Annotated in this window: 17 protein-coding genes; 11 read left to right on the top strand and 6 right to left on the bottom strand. The window is 52.9% G+C overall.

Translation table 11 applies throughout. The annotated features are described in order from the left end of the window. Positions 1-563: 563 nt before the first annotated feature. From BM040_RS16445 to BM040_RS16430, 4 genes are all read left to right on the top strand, one after another. Positions 564-1,655, top strand: coding sequence for a sensor histidine kinase (locus BM040_RS16445; protein ID WP_092103766.1), 1,092 nt, complete (start codon positions 564-566; stop codon positions 1,653-1,655). A gap of 80 nt (positions 1,656-1,735) precedes the next feature. Beyond that, complete coding sequence (locus BM040_RS16440; protein ID WP_092103764.1) at positions 1,736-2,443, top strand: LytR/AlgR family response regulator transcription factor; 708 nt, start codon at positions 1,736-1,738, stop codon at positions 2,441-2,443. Positions 2,444-2,693: 250 nt separating this feature from the next. Next, positions 2,694-3,302, top strand: coding sequence for a phosphatase PAP2 family protein (locus BM040_RS16435; RefSeq protein ID WP_092103762.1), 609 nt, complete (start codon positions 2,694-2,696; stop codon positions 3,300-3,302). Between the two features lie 113 nt (positions 3,303-3,415). Further along, entirely contained in the window at positions 3,416-4,702 is a 1,287-nt protein-coding gene (locus BM040_RS16430; RefSeq protein ID WP_092103760.1) for an MFS transporter, read from the top strand. A gap of 69 nt (positions 4,703-4,771) precedes the next feature. Here the strand turns inward: BM040_RS16430 and BM040_RS16425 are convergent, their stop codons facing one another. Together BM040_RS16425 and BM040_RS16420 are read right to left on the bottom strand one after the other, a co-directional pair. After that, complete coding sequence (locus BM040_RS16425; protein ID WP_092103758.1) at positions 4,772-5,488, bottom strand: LytR/AlgR family response regulator transcription factor; 717 nt, start codon at positions 5,486-5,488, stop codon at positions 4,772-4,774. Between the two features lie 115 nt (positions 5,489-5,603). Then, positions 5,604-6,641: a sensor histidine kinase gene (locus BM040_RS16420; RefSeq protein WP_092103756.1), complete on the bottom strand. Its 1,038-nt coding sequence runs from the start codon at positions 6,639-6,641 to the stop codon at positions 5,604-5,606. 872 nt (positions 6,642-7,513) lie between these two features. Here BM040_RS16420 and BM040_RS16410 point away from each other — a divergent pair. The 7 genes from BM040_RS16410 (at position 7,514) to BM040_RS16380 (ending at position 17,909) form a co-directional block, all read left to right on the top strand. Continuing rightward, the gene (locus BM040_RS16410) at positions 7,514-8,977 is read left to right on the top strand and encodes an alpha/beta hydrolase family protein (protein WP_092103752.1); all 1,464 of its coding nucleotides are present in this window, start codon (positions 7,514-7,516) and stop codon (positions 8,975-8,977) included. 373 nt (positions 8,978-9,350) lie between these two features. After that, complete coding sequence (locus BM040_RS16405; RefSeq protein WP_245756264.1) at positions 9,351-11,684, top strand: TonB-dependent receptor; 2,334 nt, start codon at positions 9,351-9,353, stop codon at positions 11,682-11,684. Positions 11,685-11,704: 20 nt separating this feature from the next. Further along, a complete protein-coding gene (locus tag BM040_RS16400; protein WP_092103750.1) occupies positions 11,705-12,499 on the top strand; it encodes a DUF4249 domain-containing protein in 795 nt (264 codons plus the stop codon). Positions 12,500-13,366: 867 nt separating this feature from the next. Further along, the gene (locus BM040_RS16395; RefSeq protein ID WP_245756263.1) at positions 13,367-14,842 is read left to right on the top strand and encodes a M14 family metallopeptidase; all 1,476 of its coding nucleotides are present in this window, start codon (positions 13,367-13,369) and stop codon (positions 14,840-14,842) included. 17 nt (positions 14,843-14,859) lie between these two features. After that, positions 14,860-15,351 carry a hypothetical protein gene (locus BM040_RS16390; protein ID WP_139217834.1) on the top strand — a complete coding sequence of 164 codons (492 nt, stop codon included), beginning with the start codon at positions 14,860-14,862 and terminating at the stop codon, positions 15,349-15,351. Positions 15,352-15,545: 194 nt separating this feature from the next. After that, positions 15,546-16,778, top strand: coding sequence for a nucleoside recognition domain-containing protein (locus BM040_RS16385; RefSeq protein WP_092103742.1), 1,233 nt, complete (start codon positions 15,546-15,548; stop codon positions 16,776-16,778). 258 nt (positions 16,779-17,036) lie between these two features. Beyond that, positions 17,037-17,909 carry a creatininase family protein gene (locus tag BM040_RS16380; protein ID WP_092103740.1) on the top strand — a complete coding sequence of 291 codons (873 nt, stop codon included), beginning with the start codon at positions 17,037-17,039 and terminating at the stop codon, positions 17,907-17,909. A 137-nt stretch (positions 17,910-18,046) separates the two neighbouring features. Here BM040_RS16380 and BM040_RS16375 read toward each other — a convergent pair whose 3' ends face one another. The 4 genes from BM040_RS16375 to BM040_RS16360 form a co-directional block, all read right to left on the bottom strand. After that, positions 18,047-18,487: a DoxX family protein gene (locus BM040_RS16375; protein WP_092103738.1), complete on the bottom strand. Its 441-nt coding sequence runs from the start codon at positions 18,485-18,487 to the stop codon at positions 18,047-18,049. Positions 18,488-18,508: 21 nt separating this feature from the next. Next, a complete protein-coding gene (locus tag BM040_RS16370; protein ID WP_092103737.1) occupies positions 18,509-19,081 on the bottom strand; it encodes a YceI family protein in 573 nt (190 codons plus the stop codon). Between the two features lie 81 nt (positions 19,082-19,162). Beyond that, positions 19,163-19,720, bottom strand: a complete 558-nt coding sequence (locus tag BM040_RS16365; RefSeq protein WP_092103735.1) for an NADPH-dependent F420 reductase — start codon at positions 19,718-19,720, stop codon at positions 19,163-19,165. A 109-nt stretch (positions 19,721-19,829) separates the two neighbouring features. Next, on the bottom strand, positions 19,830-20,411 hold the full coding sequence (locus BM040_RS16360; protein ID WP_092103733.1) for a Crp/Fnr family transcriptional regulator: 582 nt from the start codon (positions 20,409-20,411) through the stop codon (positions 19,830-19,832). Positions 20,412-20,602 lie beyond the last annotated feature (191 nt).

Raw genomic sequence — 20,602 nt, 5'->3', positions numbered from 1 at the left:
CCTGATTATGAACCAGTTTGTAACTTTATACCCGGAAAGATGTAGATTCTAAAACACCAGCCCGAACTCACTTACACACTTTTCTGGACACTGTCGAAGTATAAATGCCATAAAGTTTAAGTTGTATGGCTATTATACTTCCTCCCCAACTCTACATCATACTCCGACCCCTCCTGCACTCACCTGAGGTATAAATTTCTAGAAAATTGTCCCCTTGAGGGGACTATAGGGGTGTAAAGCCAGTAGCAAATGTCATCTGCTAGATTCTAACACCCCTCCATGAACTGCGTTCGCAAACTACACACTCCCGTGCTCGTTTGTCCTCGAGGGGAGAATCACGCTCTAACTATTTTCACCTTTACTGCCCAGGCTTAGCGCTTTAGGTGAGAACTTAACTGCCCTGCCCTCCCCCAAGTATAAATTTTGACCAACTGTACTTTTTAATTGACGAACGGTAACTTCAATCGGGCCTGGCGGTACTTTTCATCCAACAAGCTATGGCTTTTAGAAGAGAGAAGTAAAATTATTTTCCTTGCTTTGCCGGAGAATTAAGAAGTAAACCCATGCTGACCACCCGGCACCTGATCCCTTTTATCTGGAGTATACTGGCCGCCGCCATTCTGCTGAAGATCAATATGACGGCCATTATGCCTTTCGGGGCCAGCCTGCTTTACGTGGCGGTGCTGGTGCCGGCGCACATTGCCTGTGCCCACCTGCTGGCCGACCTGGCACTGCCGCGCTTTATGCTGCGGCGGCAGATGTTCCGCTTCTCGCTGCTGGTGTTGGTGGCCTGTGCGGGCATGTCGGTGCTGCTAAGCTTTGTGGACTTGTGGCTGGAGCAGCTGCTGCACTACCGCCTGCTTAACTTCGATGGCGGGCACCTGGAGTTTGTGCCGCGGGCGCTGGGACTGTTTACCGGGCTCTTGCTTACGAGCAGCGCCATTTGCGGCATCCGGTTTTATACCGAGCACAGCCGGATGGAGAAAAAGCACCAGCAGCTGCGGGCCGAGCACCTGGAGGCAGAGCTTAAACTCTTGCGCGACCAGATTAACCCGCACTTCCTGTTCAATGTGCTCAACAGCATCCATGTGCTCATGAACAAAGACACGAAGAAAGCCTCGCAGGTGCTGTTTCAGTTTGCCGACCTGCTGCGCTACCAGCTCTACGAGTGCTCGCAGGCCGCTATTCCGCTGGAGCAGGAAGTCAGCTACCTGCAAAACTATGTGCAGATTGAGCAGGTGCGCCACGGCAAAGAGCTGCGCCTCGACACCGACTGGCCTACCCATACATATGGGCATACCATTGCCCCTTTTATACTTGCTCCCTTTGTAGAGAACGCCTTTAAGCACGTATCGCGCGCGGCAGCCGGGGGCAATTTCATTCAGGTCCGGCTGAGCACAGAGCAGCAAGGGCAGCTGCGGCTGGAAGTATGGAACAGCTACGACGAGCCTGCGGAGGTAGTACAGCCAAGCAAAGCCGGAGGGCTGGGCCTGGAAAACGTGAAAAAGCGGCTGGACCTACTCTATCCCGGCCGGCATACTTTACAGTTTCAGCAGGAGTTCGGCATTTTCCGGGCGAAGCTGGACCTGCACCTGTCGGAAAGTATAAACCCAACACAAACAGCCAAGGCCGCTAGTCAAATTTTGAATGAGTGACTGAGTGAATGAGTGAATAAAAATCACCCTTTTAACCTTCTAACTTTCTAACTCTTAAACTTTCTAACTCCTAAACTCTTATGCGGTGTATTATTGTGGATGACGAGGCGCTGGCGCGCGAAGGAATGGAAAGCTACGTGGCCGAGGTGGACTACCTGGAGCTTGTGGGCAGCTACAACAGTGCCGTGGCCGCCCATAACGCAATGCAGCAACACCCCGTAGACCTCATGTTTCTGGACATCAATATGCCCCGCCTAACCGGACTGAACCTGCTGGAACTGCTGCCCAACCCACCTCTTACTATTCTGGCCACGGCTTACCCCAATTTTGCATTGGAGGGCTTCCGGCTGGATGTGGTAGATTACCTGCTCAAGCCTGTGTCGCTGGAGCGCTTCCTGAAAGCGGTGAACAAGGCCCGGGATTTATACCTGCTCCGGCAACAGCAGCAGGCGCCGCAACAGCCTGCGGAGGCCGAGTACTTTTTCGTGAAACACAACCGCGCGCTGGAAAAGGTGGTGCTTGCCGACATACTTTATGTGGAGGGTATGCAGAACTATGTGCAGATTCACACCACCTCCCAAAAGCTAATGGTGCACCAGACGATTAAAGCCGTAGCGGAGCGTTTGCCGGAACAGCAGTTTTTCCGTATCCACAAGTCCTACATCGTTAACCTGAGCCAGGTACAGGCACTTGACGGCAGCAGCGTACGCATCGGGAGCTGCCTTTTACCCTTGGCCCGCAGCCAACGCGAGGCACTGCTCCAACGCATCGGGCACCGGTTTCTGTAGGATAAAGCATTATAGACTATAAACACGCATAAGTACGACACACAAAATAAAACTATGATTTTTGCAGTTCTTCTAAGTACCCCTGTTCCTATACCTGGAGCAGGGTAACTGCTTTGCCGCTCCCTTTCGCGGCCGGCCCTTGTTTCAATATAATTTACATCATTGGCTATAAGGCACCAAGGCTCCTGTATCAGGTGAGCCCTTCTGGTTTATACTTGCCTTCGCTAAAAAGAAGATTTTACAATTTACCATGTTTCTCCTACAGCACCTTTTACTTTACCTCTTTGTAAGCACCATCACCGATACATTTCAGGCCATGGACCTGGCCACGCTCGAAGCCCTGAACAGCAGCAGAATCACTGACCTGGACATCCTTCTGTTGGCCTTAACCATGAGTGCCTATGGCCTGGGCGCAGTTGTTCCGGTTGCCTTATACTTGCTCGGCCATGTCCGGAAGAGCGCCGCGCTGCGCCTGAAGGCCTTCCAGTACCTGCTGGCCATGTGTTTGATGGTGGGAGTGATTGGCGCGCTCAAGTATACGGTTAACCGGACGAGACCTTTTGTCGGCCATAACAGCATTGAGCGGATAGCGGAGGCCAGCAGTCCCTCCTTCCCGTCGGGGCACACAGCTTTTGCCTTTACCGCTGCTGTAGCCCTGGCGCTGATGTTCCGGAATGCACCGCTGCGCGTCACGGTGCTGGCCTGGGCCGTTCTGGTAGCATATTCCAGGCTGGCGCTTGGGGTGCATTATCCCAGCGATGTGCTTGCTTCCATCCTGATTGGCACGACAGCCGCCATTGTGGCCCATCATACTTTCCGCAAGTATGGAAGTATGGTGCCTATCGGGAAAGACATATAAACTAAGTATAAAATACTGCGCCTGAGCACGGCGATGGCACGACAGAAAAGCTTCAGAAGTCGTGCCTGCTTTGCTGGTGCCAGCGTTTAACTAAAGTACTCCATCCGACATCTATGAAAGAACATACACCAACCGCAGCAGCTGGCAATACCCCGGCCGCAACGGATAAATTTTCGCGGTACCAGGTATTTATTGTAGCCATCCTGGCTATCCTGCAGTTCACCATCATCCTCGACTTTATCGTGCTCTCGCCGCTGGGGGCGCAGCTGATTCAGGAGCTTGCCATTACGCCGCAGCAATTTGGCTGGGTGGTGTCGGCCTATGCGTTCAGTGCGGGCGCGTCGGGTCTGCTGGCTGCCGGCTTTGCCGACAGGTTCGACCGTAAAAAACTGCTGCTCGTTTTCTACAGCGGCTTTATCCTCGGCACGCTGCTCTGTGGCCTCGCCCCGGACTATTTCTCCCTGCTCATCGCCAGAATCGTGACGGGTATTTTCGGAGGGGTGATTGGCTCCATCTCCTTTGCCATCATCACCGATTTGTTTCCGCTACAAATGCGGGGCCGCGTGATGGGCTTTGTGCAGATGGCCTTTGCTGTGAGCCAAGTGATGGGTATTCCCCTCAGCTTATACTTAGCCAATCTCTGGGGCTGGCATGCGCCCTTCCTGCTGCTGGTGGGCGTAAGCGTGCTGGTGGCGGCAGCGGTTATACTTTACATGAAACCGATTGACGCGCACCTGAAGCTGCAAACGGAAAGCAAAGCTGTCTGGCGCCTGGTGCGGGTGGTCTCGAACCGGCACTACCTGAAGGGCTTTGGGGCCATCGTGCTGCTGGCTACCGGCGGCTTTATGCTCATGCCTTTTGCCAGCACCTTTACCGTCTACAACTTAGGTATCAGCTTGGAGCAGCTGCCCATGATTTACATGGTGACCGGGCTCTGCGCCATGGTGGCAGGACCACTCGCAGGCAAGCTCAGCGACCAGTTGGGCAAGTATAAAGTCTTCTTCTGGGGCTCTGTTATCTCGATGGTAGTGATTGGATTTTACTGCAACCTCGGTCCTTCGCCGCTCTGGCTGGTGCTCCTGCTAAACGTGGTTATGTTCATCGGTATCACTTCGCGCATGGTGTCGGCCACCGCCCTGATGAGCGCCGTACCAGACCCCGCCGACCGCGGTGCCTACATGAGCATTCAGTCGTCGGTGCAGCAGGTATCGGGCGGCCTGGCTACGATGGCAGCCGGTCTGATTGTGGTGCAGTCGCCGGGTGGGGCGCTGCAGCATTATGATGTGGTTGGCTACGTGGTCATCACCACCACCCTGGTAACCATGTTCAGTGTGCTGGCCATTGATAGGCTGGTGCAAAGGAAAGTGGCTGCTGCCGCTGTGGCCGGCGCTACTGTATAGGTTATTTATACTTTGTGATTGGTGTTAACGCACAGCAGGCTCCCATATAGCGGGAGCTTGTTGTGCGTTTTATACGTTATCCGCCTTCGCCAGAAACTGCTCGCGGTAGGTCAGGCCAATGGGAATGGCTTTGCCGGCGATGGTTACCTGGTGCCTTTCAATCACGTCGAGGTGGTTGAGGGAGACGATGTAGGACTTGTGCACCCGCACAAACTGGTCGGCTGGCAGCAGCTCCAGCGCCTCCTTCATCGTCAGCAGTGAGAGGATTTTTTTGCCTTTGGTGCAGAAAGCCATGTAGTTGCCGGCTCCCTCTACGTAAAGTATATCCTCCAGCTTTACCTTAAAGGTCTGCGTGCCGCTTTTTATCAGCATATGCGCTTTATCATGCGTGGGAGTGGCTGGTGCTGCGGGGGCGGGTTTGTCTTTTTTCTTCAGGTTATGCAGCTCCACTGCCTTATTCACCGCCTTCAGGAAACGGGCGTAGTTGATCGGCTTGAGCAGGTAATCCACCGCATCGTAGTTGTAGCTCTCAGCCCCAAACTCGGGGTAGGCCGTGGTAAACACCACCATCGGCTTGCGTGGCAGCGCGTGCAGCAACTGCATCCCCGATAGCTCCGGCATGTTGATATCCAGGAACACGAGGTCTACCTCCCGCTCCATCAGAAAAGCCAGCGCCTTCACCGGGTTGCTGAACGTGCCGACCAGCTCCAGAAACGGCGTCTTCCGGACATAATCCGCCGCCAGCTCCAGGGCAAAAGGCTCATCATCTACTACAATGCAACGCATAAGTTAGAGAGTTTAGGAGTTAGAGAGTTTGGGAGTTAGAGAGTTAGAAAGTTGGTTTTCTATTCACTCATTCGCTCAGTCACTCATTCAAAATTCTAGCAACGAACACCGGACCTCAGTCCAGCCTAAGTATGAGCTTTGTATGAAAGGTATCATCTTTTGGGGAGATTTGCAGCTGGTGGTTGTTGGGGTAGAGCAGGGCCAGCCGTTTCTTCACGTTTTCCAGTCCTACCCCTCCTGCTTTTCGCCCCAGCTCATTTTTGGCTTGGGCGATGCTGTTCTCCACTTCAAAGTATAAATTCATCCCTTCCACCTTTAATTTAATTAAAATGTCGGAGGGTTTGTCGAGCCGTATGCCGTGCTTAAATGCGTTCTCCACGAAAGGGATTAGGATGAGGGGCGCGATTTTATACTTGCTGTGGTCGCCTTCCACGCAGAACTTTACCGCCGCCTGTATCTCCTTCGAGAGGCGCATTTTCTGCAGCTCGATAAAGCTTTCCATGTACTCCACTTCCCGCGACAATTCTATACTTACCACGTTGCTCTCGTAGAGCATGTAGCGCATCAGGTTAGCTAGTTTCTCGATAATGTCCGCCGTCCGCTCGTCGCCGTTGCCTGCCGCACTGGCGTAGGCCATGTTGAGCACATTGAACAGGAAGTGTGGATTTACCTGCGCCTTCAGGAAGTTAAGTTCAGCCTGCAGCATCTCCTCCTTCAGTTGCTGTCGCTGCTTTTCGTTGCGCAGCCAGTTTTTGGTAAAGCCATACCCCAGCGCCATCGAGAAAATAATAAAGTTAAACAGCAGATTAATCACCAATTGTCCCCCAAAACCCTCGTCTTCGGTAGAGTAATAATTGATAAAAACCAGGTAATCTACACTTGTCTCCAGCACCGTGAGTCCCACCCAAAGTGACAGGATGCTCAATAGAAAGTTAACAGCCTTTTTATCGGTAGAGTAACGCGGAATGAGGACAAGGGCTATCGTGTAAAACAGGCAAATATTGAGCAGCGTGCCAATGGTCACGGGCAGCAGGATACTGCCGTCAGCGCTTCGGAAAGACCCCAGCGTGTTTACCCAAAGTATAATGGCCAGGTAGCCGGTTAGCCAGAGGGTGGTATGGATGAGGGGTTCTATGTGTTTGCGTTGCAGCATTGGGGTGATGTTATCTTTTTATACTTTGATTGTTCTTATACTTAGTGGCGTGTGCGCCCGCTTGTGCCTTTTAGCCCCCTCTTCCCGCTGGCGCGAGTTTGCAACTCGTGCCTACTATGAGGTTAGGTTTGTAACCCAACTGGCTTGAAAAGCCATACTTTTACTTTGCCTATACTTTATATTTGCTCAGCTTATACTTCCCATAGCCCCTGCTTCCTGCAACTGGACACAAGCTATCCTTACTAGCTCCTGTTCATCCTCCAGACTTACTTACCTATAGTTTCATTGCCGGCATTGGTGCTCTCAAGCCCGAGAGGGCCCGCCTTCGGGCATCGCGCGGTGTACATTTCCTTTGCTCCGCAATGCCGCAACAGCGGCACCGGAAATCTAGAAGGCGCTCAACCCAAAGGCTGGGAACAGAATCGATAGCTATGGCTATTCTTACTGTCCCCTTGAGGACAAGCGAGAACGGGAGTTCGAAGCTTGCGAGCATAGCTCAAGAGGGGTGTAAGCTGCAACACCTCTTGCTAAAGTGCTTACACCTCAGCCATAGCAATTACAGACTCCCCGCCTTAGAAAAGGAGGGGTTAGGGGTGGTTGGACCCGGTACTTCTAAAACTCTTATAATCACCCCCTCCCCTAAAAGTATAAAACCCGCTACACCTTCCCTACTTCGCTGGATGAACTATGTGATATTTTATGTGAACTTGAAAAAGGATGGGCAAACGCTTCCTGAAGTATAAAATCCGGTGTTGGTGGAGCAAGTATAGGTGTTGCCGGATTTGATTTTTTGTGAAGGTGAAAGCATGCTAGGTTTGAATCATCCAAGCAGGCAAGGTGCCTGACGGTCAAACCTTAAGCAAAATAAAACCATGAAACCGCTACACTTCTCTTTCCTTTCCCTAACTATTATGCTGCTGAGCATATTCTGTACCGCGGCACAGGCGCAGCAAAGCCAAACCATACAGGGTATCTGGCTCGGTAAACTCGAGATTAAAAAAGATGTGCACATGAACATCGCCTTTGAGATTGAAAGCACCGAAGACCAGCAACTAAAGGCGGTGCTGCACAGCCTCGACCAAAAAGTGTATGACATTCCGGTGGATGAAGTGGTATTTGATGGCAGCGCCCTGACGCTAAAGGTGCTGGCCCTGAACGCCACCTACAAAGGCATCTTGCTCGATGCTACTACCCTGCAGGGTGGTCTGGCCCAGAACAGCAAAGACGCTTTCCCAATGAACATGAAGAAGGTGGACCGGTTGCCCGTAGCCCGAGCCAAACGTCCGCAGGAGCCTGTAAAACCCTACCCTTACCTGGAGGAAGAAGTAAGCTACCGCAACGGGACGGCCAACGTGACCCTCTCCGGCACGCTCACCATGCCCGCCACGGCCGGTCCGCACCCTGCTATCCTGCTCATCCCCGGCTCCGGCCCCAACGACCGCGACCAGACCATCTTCGGGCACCGGGTGTTCCTGGTGCTAGCCGACATGCTCACCCGCGCCGGCTATGCCGTGCTGCGTGCTGACGACAGGGGCGTAAACAAATCCACCGGAGACTTTGCCTCAGCCAGTGTGATAGACCTAGCCAGCGACGCTGTGGCAGCCGTGAATTACCTGAAGAACCGCCCTGAAATAGACAAAGCACACATCGGTCTGATGGGCCATAGCCTGGGCGCCGAGATTGCCCCGATTGCTGCCAATAACTCGAGTGATGTTGCCTATGTGGTGCTCATGTCTGGTTCGGCGTCTACTTCGGGCCCAATGCTATTCTTCGAGCAGTGCCGCGCCCACTATACATCGGTAGGCGTGAGCAAGGCAGGCATAGACCTAAATGAGAAAATCCTGAAAAAAGCCTTTGAGATTGTGCGTACCGAGCCGGATAACGAATTGGCAAAAGCTAAAATCAAAACGATGCTCCAAAAGATGGAGAAGGAAGTTGCCAAGCTGAACCAGCAGGACCGCGAGCTATTGGACATGACTATCCCGCTTAATTCGAAGGAGTATACACAGTTCCTCTCGCCGGCGCACCGCGTGGACCTGTTTCACAACACGGCGGCAGAGCTACAGAAACTCAAGTGTCCGGTGCTGGCCATCAACGGCTCCAAAGACCTGCAGATACTCCCTGTTAACCTGCAACGCATCGAGAAGGCGCTGCAGAAAGGCGGTAACACGCACTATACTATCAAGGAGTTTGAGAACAAAAACCACCTGTTCCAGACCACCAGCACCGGCTTAATTGGGGAGTATGGCCAGCTAGATGAAACGATGGCCCCGGATGTGGTGGCCTATATGGTCGACTGGATAAACAGCCTCAGCCCGCTCCAGAGCAGCCAGTAAGCATCCCCTGTTACGCGCACTTCATCTATACTTTCGCGCCATTCATATAAAAGCCAGGTTAAGTTTTATGCCTGGCTTTTTCATGCTGAAAAGAAGTCATAATTTTGCGGCCGCTTTCGGGGGAGGTACTCCTGGGTGCTCCTCTCCTGCAAGCGACGCGCACCTGACTACCAACAACATAAAACCATGAAAAAAATTACAGCTCAGCAGAGCAGCCTCTTGCCTCTACCCTACCCCAGCTACCCTGGCACCTTTACAATTATATAACACATACCAGGAATTATGTAAAATTCTGTTGATGTGACCAGCCTAATTTTGCGCCATCAACTCAGCCATACATAACGCCACACAGCCATTACTACAAAATAAAACTATGATGAAAAGATTAACTTTTACATTCCTCTTGCTCTGCCTGCTGCTAACGGCAGGGCAGGCCCAGAACAGGGTAACCCTGAGCGGCTACGTGAAAGACGGTGCCTCCGGCGAGGGCCTGATTGGGGCCTCGGTAAGCGTGCAGGAGCTGCCCAGCGTGGGCATCGCCACCAACGAGTACGGCTTCTACTCGCTCACCCTGCCACAGGGCGACTACACACTGCTGGTGACCTACCTGGGTTACATCACCGAAAACAAGCCCGTGAAATTGGGCGCTAGCCAGAAACTGGATGTGTCGCTCCGCCAGAATGCAACTACGCTGAAAGAAGTAGAAATCACCACGCGCAAAGAAGATGAAAACGTGCACTCCATGGAGATGAGCACCCTGAAAATGCAGGTGGCCCAGATTAAAAGTATGCCGGCCCTGATGGGTGAGGTCGACCTGGTGAAGGCCATCCAAATGATGCCAGGCGTGCAGAATGCCGGCGAGGGCACCAGCGGCTTTTACGTGCGCGGCGGCGGGGCTGACCAGAACCTGATTCTGCTCGACGAGGCGCCGGTATACAACGCCTCCCACCTGATGGGCTTCTTCTCGGTCTTCAACGCCGATGCCATTAAAGACGTGCAGCTCTACAAGGGCGGCATTCCGGCCCAGCACGGCGGCAGGCTCTCCTCACTGCTCGACATCCGCATGAAGGAAGGCAACAACCAGAAGATGGAGGTATCGGGCGGTATCGGCACCATCTCCAGCCGCCTGACCGTGGAAGCTCCCATCATCAAAGACAAAAGCTCGTTTATACTTTCGGGCCGCCGCACCTACGCCGACGTGTTCTTCGGCCTGAGCAGCGACGAGGACATCAAAGGCAACGATTTATACTTCTACGACCTGAACGCGAAGGTGAATTATACTTTGAATGAGAAGAACCGATTGTTTGTGTCGGGTTACTTTGGCCGCGACGTGGCCGCCACCAAGGATGCAATGATGAACTGGGGCAACGCCACGGCCACGGTGCGCTGGAACCACCTCTTCAACGACAGGCTCTTTTCGAACACCACCTTCATCTTCTCCGACTTTGACTATGCCCTGGGTTCCAAAGAAGAGGAGTCGGAGTTTACCTGGAAATCGCACATCAAGGACTATGGCATCAAGAACGACTATACGTACTTCCTGAACCCAAAAAACCAGCTGCGTTTTGGCCTGCAGGTAACTTACCACAACTTTATGCCAGCCGAGGTAAAGCCGGGTAAAAAATCGTACGTGAATGCGCTGAAGCTCAACTCCACCAGCGCCCTGGAGTCGGCCGTGTACCTGAGCAACGAGCACCAGATTACCGACCGCCTCACCGTGGATTACGGCCTGCGCTTCTCCCGCTTCACCAATGTGGGTCCGGGGGATGTGTACCTCTACGACGAGGAATTTGAGACGCCGGTGGATACGGTGAAGTATAGCCGCTTCGAGAAAATAAAAACCTACGGTGGGCTAGAGCCACGCATTGCCGCCAAGTATGACCTGAACGAAGTGAGCTCGATTAAGGCTTCTTACAACCGTACGCTGCAGTACGTGCACCAGGTGTCGAACTCCACCTCCGCCATGCCTTTTGATGTGTGGATTCCGAGCAGCACCTATGTAAAACCGCAGATGGCCGACCAGGTAGCCGCCGGCTACTTCCGCAACTTTGCCGACAACATGTTTGAGGGCTCCGTGGAAGTATACTACAAGTGGATGGACAACCAGATTGACTACAAAGACTACGCGGAGATTCTGCTCAACGAGCGCCTGGAGACAGAGCTGCTGCGCGGCACCGGCGAGGCCTATGGGGCAGAGTTCTTCCTGCGCAAGCAGAAGGGGCTGCTGACGGGTTGGGTGAGCTATACCTTGTCAAAAACTGAACGCACTGTGCCGGGCATTAACGACGGCAAGCCGTACGCGCCCCGCCACGACCGTCGCCACTCCGGCAACCTGGTGCTGGCCTACCAGTTTACACCAAGCATAAACTTCGGGGCCAACTGGACCTACAGCACCGGCGGCGCCATCACCATGCCGGTGGGCCGCTACGAGTACAACGGCAAAACTTACCCGGTCTACTCCGAGCGCAACGGCTACCGTCTGCCCGACTACCACCGCCTCGACCTATCAGCAACCTATGAGAAGCCCAGGAACGAATTCAAAAGGTATAGCAGCTCCTGGACGCTGAGCGTCTACAACGCCTATGCCCGCAAGAATGCCTTCTCGATTTACTTCCGTGAGAGCGAGGACGACCGAACCAAAACGGAGGCCGTGAAAACCTACCTGTTCGGCTTTTTGCCATCGCTTACCTATAACTTCAACTTCTAATTCTCAACGCCTCTAATACTATGAAAAAGATATTTTTATACGTGGCTGCTATGCTCACGCTGGGCTTTACCAGCTGCGAAGAGGTCATCGATTACGAACTCCGCACTTCTGATACCAAACTGGTTGTGGAAGGCCTGGTAACCGACCAGCCTGGCCCGTACACCGTGCGCCTGTCTACCACTAAAGGTTACCTCGACGAGGGGCGCCCACCCGGCGTGAACGGCGCGCTGGTCATCATCACCGACAACCACGGCAACGCCGATACCTTAATTACGGCTGGCGATGGTCTTTACCAGACCACCAAGCTGCAGGGTACACCAGGCTATACTTATTACTTTAAGGCAGTGGTGGCCGGGAAAGAGTATACTGCCCAGAGCTACATGCCCACCGTTTCGCCTATCGATTCGCTGACCTTTGAGTTCAAGAAAAAGACGCACATGCAGGACGAAGGCTACTACCCGGTCCTCCACTTCCAGGACCCGGCCGGCAAAGGCAACTACTACCGCTGGAATGTCTACATCAACGGGGAGCTAGACCCGGACGAGCTGACCGTACTCAGCGACGATATTTACGATGGCAACTACGGCCATGCGGATATGTTTTTCCCCGTCCAGAAAGGCGATGTTTTGAGAGTAGAGCTGTACGGAATGGATAAACCGGCTTACAAGTTCTGGTACGCCCTGCAGGAGCAGCAGAACTCCTCCGGCGGGCCGTTCGAAAGCACACCTGCCAATGCGCCAACCAACATCTCGGGCGGGGCCATTGGGTTCTTCGGAGCGTCTTCAGTTTCAGTGATTGAGGCTGTAGCGGAGTAGTTTCTGGTCATCTATAAAGAATAAAAGGAGCCTTCTGGTTTATGCCGGGAGGCTCCTTTAATACTTTGGCTATGTTTTTATACTTGAGCTATACTTTAACCCTCCTCACTGGCGCGGGTTTACAACCCGTGCCTACTATAATGTTGGGTTTGCAACCCAACTGGCTCGCAGAGCCATACTTTTATACTTGGGCTATACTTTATACTTATCTGGCGCAAGCGTCTGCTTGTGCCTCTATTAGCCTCCGCTTCCTTTCACACGAACCAAGCTATCCTTGCTAGCTTCGGTTCATCCTCCAGACTTACATAAGCTCATGTTGCATTTCTAGCTTTGGAGCTCTCAAGCCCGAGAGGGCTCGCCTTCGGGCATCGCGCGGTGTACATTTCCTTTGCTACCCTTCGGTCGCAATGCCCTTAGCGGGCACCAGAAATCTACAAGGCGCTCAACCCAAAGGCTGGGTATCATTCGATAGCTTCTGCCACTGCTGTCATCTCGACCATCGGGAGAGATCTGTTTAGAATTCCCGCTAGATCTCTCGCGCAGCTCGAGATGACAGGGAAAGCGGCAAGTATAATTCCCCTCCTCGGAGGGGCAGGGGTGGGTGTATACTTTGCAGGGACAGGTAGGGACCTGTCCGCACAAGAACAGAAGCTATGAAACTTAAACTTATGCCAATGTAATGACAGACTCCCCGCCTTAGGCAAGGAGGGGTTAGGGGTGGTTGGACCCGGTATTGCAAAACCCCCTCCCCTGTTTTTAGGGGAGGGCCGGGGTAATACGCAAAAAGTATAAACAGCCATTTCATTCCAGCGCTATACTTTATAACTTACCCAGCTGAAGCAGTGCCACCTCTAAACCCGTGCACCGATGCGTAAACCTTTTACCCTCATCCTGTTACTCATGAGCTTTTTACACGTTCAGGCCCAGTCGCCATCCGCAATGCAGGTGGCGCAGCAGGCCTTCGACCAACACGCCACTTACATAGAGCCCAGCCTGCAACACCGCCGGTTTAAGCACCAGGACATCGTGCCGCTGCTGGAGCAGCTCCGCCAAAACCCGCTGTTCGAGGTACAGGTGGCGGGCCAGTCGGTGGAGCAGCGCGATATTTACCTGGTGAAGGCCGGCAGCGGCAAAACCAAGGTCATGCTCTGGTCGCAGATGCACGGCGACGAACCCACAGCCACCATGGCGATGTTTGACCTGTTCAACTTTCTGCAGCAGTCTGACGCGCTGAACCCGCTGCGCCAGCAGCTACTCGAGAACATCACTTTATACTTTGTGCCGATGCTTAACCCCGACGGGGCCGAGCAGTACCGGCGCCATAACGCTTTAGAAATAGACCTGAACCGCGACGCGCTGCGCCTGCAGAGTCCGGAGGCCCGCCTGCTCAAAACCCTGCGCGACAGCCTCAACCCGGAGTTTGGCTTTAACCTGCACGACCAGAGCCGCTACTACACGGCTGGCAGCGGTCCCAAGCCCGCCACCATCTCGTTCCTGGCCCCCGCCTTCGACCATGCCCAGACCGTCAACCATGTGCGCGAGCGGGCCATGCGCACGATTGTGGGGATGAACGAGGCGCTGCAGCAGCTTGTGCCGGGCCATGTGGCCAAGTACTCTGATGAGTTCGAGCCCCGGGCCTTTGGTGACAACATCCAGAAATGGGGCACCAGCGTGATTCTTATCGAGTCGGGCGGCTACCCCAACGACCCGGAGAAGCAGCACATCCGCCGGCTCAACTTTGCCTCCATTCTCTCGGCGCTGCACCTGATTTCGGAAAACGGCTACTCCGCTTACGCCCTTGAAGATTACTACAAAATCCCGCAGAACGAACGCAACCTCTACGACCTGGTGTTGCGCAACGTGCGTTTCCACCGCAACGGCCACGACGTGCTGCTGGATGTGGGTGTTTTCCGGGACGAAGAAGACGCCCCGGTGGGCAAGGGCTTCTACCACCGCAGTTCGGTAGCGCAGGTAGGCGACATGAGCATCTTCCACGGGTATGAGGAAATCGACGCGTCGGGGCTGCGCCTGGAGCCGGGCAAAGTATACGACAAGCCTTTTAAAAGTATAGCCGACCTCAAGCCGCGCCGCGCCAAGAGCCTGCTGGCCAAAGGGTATACCACGGTGCAGGTAGAGCAGCTGCCCGAAAGTATAAACCCGCTGGAACTCCCGCTCAACGTGGTAAGCACCTCCCGCCAGGTCAACCACGACTTAAACCTGAATGGCGACGCCAACTTTATACTTTCCGATGAAAAAGGGAAGCTGCGTTACGCCATCGTAAACGGGTTTGTGTACGATCTGAGTGTCGATAAGCCGGAGCTGTTCCACGGGTTGGTACTGTAGCCTGCTGTAATCTGTAAATGGAATCATACATGGCCTCTTTAAGAAAAGATATTAAGTCATCATCAAATCTCCTTGTAAGAACTTTCAAGACATTTGGCAAACCGCTTGACTACTCTGTAGAAAGTCTTCGACATATTGAAAGCTTTCTGGATAAGGAGCTCATAAACGGGCAACCCAAAAAGGGAAGCTTTCTTTCGAGTGGCCTTGGGAGTAAGATATTTGCCATTGGAGCCTACACAGGAGAAGTTATCATCAAGAACTCGAACGGTTCCAAATGGGAAACAGACGACAAAGACCCGCAGGGCGAAATAAATGTTGCTATTACCTCCCTTAATGGAACGACAATTTGGCCTGTGCAAAGAGTTATGAAAAGAATAATGAATGGCAAAGAAGATGACTTGTTTGTTTATGTAAAAGCCGCCGTTGAACAACATATGAAGTATGATGGCGAAGTGCCAGCTGGCTTTGATGATGTAAAGCCTGAGAGTAAGTGGTGGAAATTTTGGTAGAAAGTACATCTTCAGGTAACAGAGCACAGGCTCCATACTTCAGCTTTGCCTTGTTCGCAGGCTGTATTAGCCGCACTCCACTTCCGGCAAAATATTCCCGGAAAACCATTGGTTCTGCCAAAGGGCCAATGGTTTTTCTTATACCGGCTTTGTATCTTACAGGCTAAATTTGAACCTATCCAACCTTTTAGCCAATGGTTTTAAATTACCTTTGGGCTACCTTTTTCCTGGTGGCCTTCGCAATTGCCCTGTTTCAACTCATCTTTTTTAACGATACCGAGATCTTCCAGAAGCTCGTGGCCAGCACCTTCGACAACGCTAAGCTGGGCTTCGAAATCTCCCTGGGCCTGACGGGCGTGATGACGCTCTGGCTGGGGCTGATGAAAGTGGGCGAGAAAGGTGGCGTGGTGGCCATCCTGGCCCGGCTGGTGGGCCCTTTCTTCCACCGCCTCTTCCCGGAGATTCCCAACAACCACCCCGTATATGGCTCCATCCTGATGAACTTCTCGGCCAACATGCTGGGGCTGGATAATGCCGCCACACCCCTCGGTCTGAAGGCAATGAAAGAGATGCAGGAGCTCAACCCCGAAAAGGAAAGGGCCTCCAACGCGCAAATCATGTTCCTGGTGCTCAACACCTCCGGCCTCACCATCATCCCAATCAGCATCATGGTGTTCCGGGCACAACTGGGGGCCGCCGACCCTTCCGATGTATTCATCCCTATACTTTTGGCCACTTTCTTCGCTACACTGGTTGGCCTGATTGCTGTAGCTATTTACCAGCGCATTAACCTGTTTGATAAGGTTATCATGGCTTACCTGGGCACCCTGCTCGTGCTGATAGGGGCCCTGATTTACTATTTCTCCACTATCCCGCAGGAGCAGGTAAGCGTTATTTCCACCGTCGCCAGCAACGTGATTTTATTCTCCATCATCATCTCCTTTATCGGGCTGGCCCTTTTCAGGAAAGTAAATGTATATGAGGCCTTTATCGAAGGAGCTAAGGAAGGGTTTACAGTCGCGATTACCATCATTCCGTACCTGGTGGCGATACTGGTGGCTATTGGGGTATTCCGGACCTCCGGCGCGCTCGATATGCTGGTGGATGGCATCGCTTACCTCATCGGCCTGACCGGTGTGAATACCGACTTCGTACCTGCCCTGCCGGTAGCCTTTATGAAACCGTTGAGCGGTAGCGGCGCCCGCGGGCTGATGGTGGAGGCCATGACCAATTACGGGGCCGATTCTTTTGTGGGCCGCATGGCTTCCGTGTTCCAGGGCTCTACCGAAACTACCTTCTATATCCTGGCTGTATACTTTGGCTCGGTAGGAATCCGTAAATCGAGGTATGCGCTCACGTGCGGCCTGCTGGCCGACCTGGCAGGCGTGATTGCCGCCATCTTCATCGCCTACCTGTTCTTCCATTAAGCTTCAGGCAAGTGTTTATACTTTTCAGCATCGGGTCCGGCTTTACGAAGTCGGGCCCGTTGCTTTTTATACTGTTCAGCAACCAGCAGCCCCTGGCAGCCTTCGTCTACAGCTCTTCTGATAGTCCCATGCAAACAACAGGAGGCGACCAAGACAAGCAGCACATATTCAGATTTAAACAGACAAAGAAACGTTGCAACTGAATCACAAGAATACTATATTCACAAAGTATAATCTCACCTTAACCTATTCTAACCTATGCGATTTCTTTTACTTCTATTTCTCTTCGCTACGACTACTGCCGTGGCACAGAGCATCCCGTACCGTTGGGACGAGCTCACCGCCAATGACTGGCCCAAGGCGCTGGAGAAATCTAACCGCACCTGCATCCTGCCTATTGGCATTCTGGAGAAGCATGGCCCGCACGCCCCGCTTGGTTCTGATTTGATTCACGTGCGGGAGTGGTCGGCCATGGCCGCCAAGCAGGAGTATGCCGTTGTTTTCCCGGACTACTTTTACGGGCAGGTGTACGAAGCAAAGCAACAACCTGGCACCTTCGCGCTGCCCAGCCGCGTGGTTTGGGACCTGCTCGAGGCCACTGTGGAGGAAATTGCCCGGAACGGCTTCGATAAGATTGTTATCGTGAACGGCCACGGCGGCAACCCGCAGCTGCTGCGCTACTTTGTGCAGGCCCAGTTGGAGAAGCGTCGCGACTATGCTGTGTATTTCTTCGACCCCGGCCAAGACCAAGCATTTGCGGAAAAAGCAAGAAAGATGCGTAAATCTGATGCGGCCGGCGACATGCATGCCGGCGAAAATGAGACCTCCACCCTGCTCTACCTGCGCCCCGACCTGGTGAAGCAGAACCTTGCTACAACCGAGTCCGGGGAAGACCAGAAGCGGATGGCCTCGCTGCCTAACCTATACACCGGCATCTGGTGGTACGCCAGCTACCCGAACCATTATGCCGGCGAGGGTGCCAAAGCCTCGAAGGAATTAGGCAAGCTAATTACTGATAACAAGGTGGAAACGCTGGTAAAGGCGCTGAAAGCCGTGAAAGCAGACACCAAAACGCTGGAACTGCAGCGCGAGTACTTTGACCGAGTAAGTAAGGTCGACGCACGTCCCTAAAAGTATAATTTCAGGCAAGCGCCTATACACAAAAAGCAAGTTGCCCGACCTGATTAGGTCGGGCAACTTGCTTTTAATCTCAGTGAGAAGGTACCTTCTCTCAGTTTATACTTTCAAGCGGTATACCCCTTAGGGCACTATTCCATCGAAAGTCTTCGCTTATAGGAAGGTTGCAGTATCAGGTAATCGAGGGAGTATCTTCCGCTGCCCATCAGCAATAGCACCACATACGGAATCAGGTACATGATTGCCAGCTCTTTTTGAGCAAAGGGGTCTGGCAGGTGCACATAAAACGCCGCTACCAGCATGGTGATGAGCAAAGGAATAGCAGCCAATCTGGTGCCCAGCCCTCCCAGGATAAGTACGGAACAAACTACTTCGGCAAAAACGGCCAGGGCAAGCGAGATGCCGGCACTAAGGCCGAGCACCGCCGGAAACTGGATGGGTCCGTCTCCGAATAGTTGTTCCATTTTGGGCAGCCCGTGCGCCAGCATCAGGAAGGCAACCGCTACCCTGGTAATCAGCAGCGCCACATCAATGCCAGTCGCGCTCGGATATACGTTCAGAAGCCTCTTCATAGTACGTTCCTAAAGTATGGATTACTGGATAAACTCGCCGTCAGCCTTGATGCGTACTTCGTCGCTAATCATTGGAGCCGGGAAGCCGTTACCCAGGTTAAAGTCTGAGCGCTTGATAGTGCCTGTTACCTGGAAACCAGCTGTCTGCTTCTTGTTCATTGGGTTCTCTACAGAGCCTTTGTATACCATGTCCATTGTTACGGGCTTGGTTACGCCGTTCATAGTCAGGTTACCGGAAAGCTTGTAAGCGTTTTTGCCAGCTTTCTTCACGCCAGTGCTTTTGAAAGTAAGTGTCGGGTATTTCTCCACGTCAAAGAAATCTGGGCTCTTCAGGTGGTTGTCTCTGTCTGCCACTCGGGTGTTGATAGAAGCGGTATTGGCTGTCAGTTCCACCTGCGCGTCGCTGAAATCAGGCTTTGTGGCGGTGATGTTCACATCGAAATCGTCAAACGTTCCGGAGATGTCGGAAATACCCAGGTGCGTTACAGTAAAACCAAGCTGTGAGTGGGCGTCGTCGTTCGTCCAAACGCTGCTGAGGGTGGTAAAAGCTGAAAGCGAAATGAAAGCGAAAATAATTAAAAATGCTCTTTTCATAAGATGTTTAAAATTGTGTGTTGAATTAAATTATGGTGTTGATTTTTAGTTGAATTACTTGTTAAGGATGCTCCGGCCAGCTTATACTTCCGGTTCAGAAGCAGTATCTGGTGCTCCGGCGTCAGCCACTACCGGTCGGAAACCGGCCGTGCTCACCAGCTCGGAAACCGTTTCCAGCGCCTCCTCGTCATCTCCGGCAATAATGACCTCTTTCGGTTTGGCATCTGTGAAAGGATTGGCAGACACACGCACCGCTTTGGTATAAGGCAGCAGTTTCTGTAACTCCGCCACTACCCCTGTCGCCGGGGTATCGGTCGCGTCATCCAGCGGGTTGGCCAGGCTGATGACCACTTTCTGGTTCACCACCTCTCGTATCCGGTCAGCCACCTCCTGCATTTCCGCAAAAGGCACCGCCAGAACGATAATGTCCGCTTCCCAGCAGGCGTCCAGCGTACAGTCCAGGGCCTCCACCTCCGCTGCGGCGATGCTATACTTTACCGCATCTACCACTTTCTGTACTTCGGCAAGTTCACTCCCGCAAAGCAGCAACCGGTAGTTTCCCCGCGACAGGCTACTGGAAATAGCTGTGCCCATACTTCCGGAGGCTCCTACAATGGTGATGGTTTGCTTCGTTATCATGCGCTGTACTTTTAACAATACAAAGGTACGGCGATGGGAGGCCCTGCCGCATTGCGTATTGTCAAGAAAACCCCTTGATTTAAATCAAGGGGTTTGGAGGATGGGAAAACTACTTGCCCGAGGAGAGTTTTTTGCGGATGCGGCTCAGGGTTTCGGGGGTAAGGCCGATGTAAGAGGCAATCATGTGCTGGGGAACGCGCTGCGCGATATGCGGGTAGAGGTTGATAAAATCCTGGTATCTTTCCTCGGCGGTGGAGCTGATAATAGTGGTTATCCGGCGCTGCATGGCCAGGTAAGCACCCGTAATGTTCAGGCGGGTGTAAGTTTCATACTTAGGAATTGTCTGCAGCATCTCTTCGTGCGCCGACTTGCTGATGAGCACCAGCTCGGAGTCCTCCAGGGCATCGATGTTGTACACGGCAGGCTCCTCCGTCAGGAAACTGTAGAGGTCGGAAATGGTCCACCCTTCCAGGCCAAACTGGATGATGTTCTCGGTAAAGTTCTCGTCTACGGAGTAGGCCCGCAGCGCGCCTTTTTCTACAAAGGCAATAAACTTGCACACGTCCCCTTCCTGCAGCAGGTATTGCTTTCGGCGGAGCTTCTTGGGAGTGAGGTAATGTTTTATCTGCTCCTGCTCTTCGGCCGTGATCGGAACCTTCTTGTTAAATTCCTCAAAAAATAATTCGTACATGGAGCGCGCCTGTTTCTTTGCCGTGAAGGTATTTCTTTCTTCCTGATTTTACTCTTTCGGGGTTAATACCGTTTACTATCGCAAATGTTTTCGCGTTGGTGTGCTCTTTATACTTTACAGGACTCAGGTTTCGATTTACTATTGTAGGAAGGTGTAAACCCACCCCTACCCCTCCCAAGAGGGGAATTCCC

Origin of the sequence: Pontibacter chinhatensis (assembly GCF_900113285.1) — a bacterium.
Lineage (GTDB): Bacteria > Bacteroidota > Bacteroidia > Cytophagales > Hymenobacteraceae > Pontibacter > Pontibacter chinhatensis.
Note: the sequence above shows the minus strand (reverse complement) of the source record. Positions and strands in the feature narration are given on the sequence as shown.